The sequence below is a fragment of the Nostocoides australiense Ben110 genome (genome assembly GCF_001050535.1).
Lineage (GTDB): Bacteria > Actinomycetota > Actinomycetes > Actinomycetales > Dermatophilaceae > Nostocoides_A > Nostocoides_A australiense.
In genome coordinates this window covers 3,234,202-3,237,323 of record NZ_HG764815.1, presented here as the reverse complement: position 1 = coordinate 3,237,323, position 3,122 = coordinate 3,234,202, and the positions used below count along the sequence as shown (strand labels likewise).

The window sequence follows — 3,122 nt, the reverse complement described above, 5'->3', positions numbered from 1 at the left end:
CCCCCCCCCCGCCAGTGCACCTTCAAGGAGATGTCCCGGGTGCTGGCCGGCTTCCACGACGGCCTGGCCGACCAGGGCGTCGGCGCCGGCAGCGCCTCGCTCGCCGGTCTGCGCGTCGCCCGCGAGCAGGGCTGGGTCGCCCCCGGAGACGCCGGCTCCGACTCGGGCAGCGGCCCGGTGGCCGACGTTGCCCCCGTCGCCGACAGCGCCCTGCAGGGCGAGCGGGACAAGATGACCGATGTCGCGGGCGAGTCCCTGCAGCGCGCCCAGCAGACCGAGCAGGCAGGGGAGTGACCCGATGACGCAGCTCACGCCGATCTTCACCCGCTACTGGGACCAGCCGAACTCCTGGACGTTGGAGACCTACGCCAAGCACAGCGGCTACGAGGGCCTCAAGAAGGCGCTGGGTATGCCGCCCGCCGACATCATCGCGAGCGTCAAGGACTCGGGTCTGCGCGGTCGCGGCGGTGCCGGCTTCGCCACGGGCGTCAAGTGGGGCTTCCTGCCCCCGCCGGACGGCGGGCCCCGTTATCTCGTCGTCAACGCGGACGAGTCCGAGCCGGGCACGTGCAAGGACATTCCGCTGATGATGGCGACACCGCACTTCCTCATCGAGGGCGTGGCGATCACCTCCTTCGCCATCGGCTGCAACCACGCGTTCATCTACCTGCGCGGCGAGGTCGTCCACGTCTACCGCCGGCTGCTGCGCGCCGTCGAAGAGGCGTATGCCGCGGGCCACCTGGGCAAGAACATCCACGGCTCGGGTTTCGACCTCGACGTCACCGTGCACGCCGGCGCCGGCGCCTACATCTGTGGCGAGGAGACGGCACTGCTCGACAGCCTCGAGGGCCGCCGCGGCCAGCCGCGCCTGCGCCCGCCGTTCCCCGCGGTCGCCGGCCTCTACGCCCGCCCGACCGTCGTCAACAATGTCGAGTCGATCGCCTCGGTCGCCCCGATCCTGCTCTACGGCGACGAATGGTTCTCCGCCATGGGCACCGAGAAGTCCAAGGGCTACGGGTTCTTCTCCCTTTCCGGGCACGTCAAGAACCCCGGGCAGTATGAGGCGCCGCTGGGCATCACTCTCCGTGAGCTGATCGACATGGCCGGGGGGATGCGCGACGAGAACCACCCGCTGAAGTTCTGGACCCCGGGTGGTTCCTCGACGCCGCTGTTCACCCAGGAGCACCTGGACGTGCCGCTCGACTTCGACTCGGTCGCTGCGGCCGGTTCGATGCTCGGCACCCGAGCGCTGCAGATCTTCGACGACACCACGTGTGTGGTGCGCGCCGTCGACCGGTGGACCGACTTCTACAAGCACGAGTCCTGCGGCAAGTGCACCCCCTGCCGTGAAGGCACCTGGTGGCTGAAGCAGATCCTCGGCCGCCTCGAGCACGGACACGGCGACGAGGAGGACCTGGAGAAGCTGCTCGACGTCTGCGACAACATCCTCGGCCGCAGTTTCTGCGCGCTCGGCGACGGCGCCACCTCCCCGGTCACCAGCTCGATCCAGTACTTCCGCGACGAATACCTCGCCCACCTGACGCAGGGTGGCTGCCCCTTCGACCGGGATGCCTCCGCAGTCTTCGCGAAGGAGAACGCGCACGCATGAGCGTCACCCCCGCCCAGACCGATCTGGTCAACCTGACCATCGACGGCATACCGGTGTCGGTGCCCAAGGGCACGCTGATCATCCGGGCCGCCGAGCAGATCGGCATCCAGATCCCCCGATTTTGCGACCACCCGTCGCTCGACCCGGTCGGCGCCTGCCGGCAGTGCCTGGTCGAGGTCGCCATGCCCGGCCCGCCCGGACCGGACGGCAAGCCCAGCGCCCCGCGCCAGATGCAGGGCCCTCCCGGGCGGATGAAGCCGCAGGCCTCCTGCACCATGACGGTCGCGGAGGGCATGGAGGTCAAGACCCAGTACACCTCCGAGGGCGCCGACAAGTCGCAGCAGGGCGTCATGGAGCTGCTGCTGATCAACCACCCGCTCGACTGTCCGGTCTGCGACAAGGGCGGCGAGTGCCCCCTGCAGAACCAGGCGATGAGCAGCGGCCGGGCGGTCTCGCGCTTCGAGGACGTCAAGCGGACCTATCCCAAGCCGATCAATATCTCCAGCCAGGTCCTTCTCGACCGCGAACGCTGCGTGCTGTGCGCCCGCTGCACCCGCTTCTCCGACCAGATCGCCGGTGACCCGTTCATCGCCCTGGTCGAGCGCGGCGCGCTGCAGCAGGTCGGCATCTACGAGGAGCAGCCCTTCGAGAGCTACTTCTCCGGCAACACCGTGCAGATCTGCCCGGTGGGCGCGCTGACCGGCGCGGCATACCGCTTCCGCAGCCGTCCGTTCGACCTGGTCTCCACCGCCGGCGCCTGCGAGCACTGCGCCAGCGGCTGCGCGATCCGAACCGACCACCGTCGCGGCGTCGTGCTGCGCCGGATGGCGATCAACGACCCCGAGGTCAACGAGGAGTGGAACTGCGACAAGGGCCGCTGGGCCTTCACCGCACCCACCGTCGGTGACCGCATCTCCCTGCCGATGGTGCGCGGCGCTTCCGGGCAGCTGCAGGTCGCCTCTTGGCCCGAGGCCCTGGCCGCCGCGGCCGCCGGCCTGCAGGGTCAGAGCGCCGGTGTCCTGACCGGTGGCCGGATCAGCGTCGAGGACGCCTACGCCTACGGCAAGTTCGCTCGCACGGTCCTCGCCACCAACTCGATCGACTTCCGGGCCCGCCCGGCCAGCGCCGACGAGGCCCGATTCCTCGCCGCGAGCGTGGTGGCGACCGGCCCCGCCGGCGGCAGCGTGACGTATGCCGCGCTGGAGAAGGCCCCGAAGGTGCTCCTCGTCGGCTTCGAGCCGGAGGAAGAGAGCCCTATCGTCTTCCTGCGGCTGCGGAAGGCCTTCCGCAAGAACAAGACCCAGATCTCCTCCATCGCCCCGTTCGCCACCCGCGGGCTGGGCAAGATGGGCGGCACCTGGATCCCCGCGGCCCCTGGCACCGAGACCGAGATCCTCGGTTCGGTGGACGCTGCGGCGGCGCTCGACGGCGAAGGCAGCGTCCTGCTCGTCGGTGAACGCCTGGCCACCGTCCCCGGTGCGCTGGCCGCCGCCACCGCTCTCGCCGAGCGCAC

2 protein-coding genes and 1 pseudogene are annotated in these 3,122 nt (G+C 70.2%); all 3 read left to right on the top strand.

Annotation, left to right across the window (positions count from 1 at the left end):
- A pseudogene (locus tag BN11_RS25330) lies at positions 1–294 on the top strand (NADH-quinone oxidoreductase subunit NuoE); the annotation flags it as partial.
- Between the two features lie 4 nt (positions 295–298).
- Positions 299–1,609: an NADH-quinone oxidoreductase subunit NuoF gene (gene nuoF / locus BN11_RS15680; RefSeq protein ID WP_048699240.1), complete on the top strand. Its 1,311-nt coding sequence runs from the start codon at positions 299–301 to the stop codon at positions 1,607–1,609.
- A partial coding sequence (locus tag BN11_RS15675) for an NADH-quinone oxidoreductase subunit G (protein ID WP_157044399.1) occupies positions 1,606–3,122 on the top strand: 1,517 nt, incomplete at its 3' end. The genes nuoF and BN11_RS15675, both read left to right, overlap by 4 nt.

Coding starts and splice junctions, on each gene's coding strand:
- nuoF (WP_048699240.1), top strand. CDS start 299: ATGACGCAGCTCACGCCGATCTTCACCCGCTACTGGGACCAGCCGAAC.